Source organism: Planctobacterium sp. R6, from assembly GCF_055755215.1.
The window spans coordinates 1-1,205 of sequence record NZ_JBVTQY010000095.1 but is presented as its reverse complement, the minus strand read 5'-3'; the positions used below and the strand labels follow the sequence as shown (position 1 = coordinate 1,205).

General features: G+C 42.7%; 1 protein-coding gene. It reads right to left on the bottom strand.

Going from position 1 to position 1,205, the window contains the following annotated elements; all coding sequences use genetic code 11:
- Window positions 1-253 precede the first annotated feature (253 nt).
- The coding region (locus AC0J20_RS23285; protein ID WP_473023597.1) for an IS110 family RNA-guided transposase at window positions 254-1,205 on the bottom strand (952 nt) is incomplete at its 5' end.

Here is a 1,205-nt window from a genome sequence, read left to right as displayed (position 1 = left end):
TATATGTACACCTCAACATTTACAAGTTTTTAATTGCTAAATTTTCAAAAAGTCACAGGAATAAACTGCATACGTATATCCGGCCTGTTTTGTGAATCAGAGTCTGATTCTGGCCCAAATGAGAACCGCACCCTTGCCGCTTATCGTCCCTACGGAGTTTTCCTCCGCGTACTTGCCAGCATTCACAAGGGTCGGTTTAACCCGTTACTTCATTTAATTTAGCGTTTACAGACGTGTTAAGTGATTTCTTTGTTTATATTGCTCTGTAATCTGTCTGGTAATAAATCATCGACCAGCATATGCGAGCCATTTTATTTGCTACAGCCACAACTGCTTTGTGCTTACCTCTTCGCTCCATTAATTTTTTAGCCCAAATCGACAGCCTGTCATCTGACGTTTCAACATTTCTTAAAACAGACCATGCACCCTGGACTAATAGTCTTCGTATGTATTCGTTGCCTCGTTTGGTTATTGTTCCCAGTTTTTGTTTACCGCCACTTGAGTGCTCTTGTGGAACTAATCCCAGGTTAGCTGAAAAGTGTCGCCCATTTTTAAAGGCCTTACCGTCACCGATATGAGCGATAAGGGCAGTTGAGACCTTTTCAGCTACACCTTTCACCTGCATTAGCCTTTGTGCAACTTCGCTTTTTTTAGCCTGAATTCTGATTGCCACATCTTGTTGTTTTATACTGGATTCCAGCTCCTGCCACTCGGTGTAAATACCGTGGATTACGGCTCTTGCTTGTGCGGAAAGCCCGTTGTCGCCATCTTCCAGTAGCAATGGTAACTCAGCACGAATTTTCTCTTTGCCCTGAGCGATGACAATTCCATACTCCTGCAGGAAACCTCGTAGTTGATTAATTAATGCTGTTCTTTGCTCGACATATCGTGACCGCAATTTATGAATAAGCATTATATCTGTTTGCTCTATCGTCCTTGGTTTAACGGTGTAAATTCCAGGCCTTCTGGCTGCCTCTGTAATGGCGAAGGCATCATTCCTGTCATTCTTGTTGCCTTTGACAAAAGGTTTTACGTGTTGAGGAGGAATGAGCATGACTGTTTGATGCATCTCAAACTCTCTTCCCCAATAATTGGAGCCACTGCAGGCTTCCATTGCTATGGTTGCATCAGGATAGTTTGCGAGAAACTCAAACAATTTTGTTCGTTTCACTTGCTTATTAAACACTTGCTTCCCAGCCTGATTT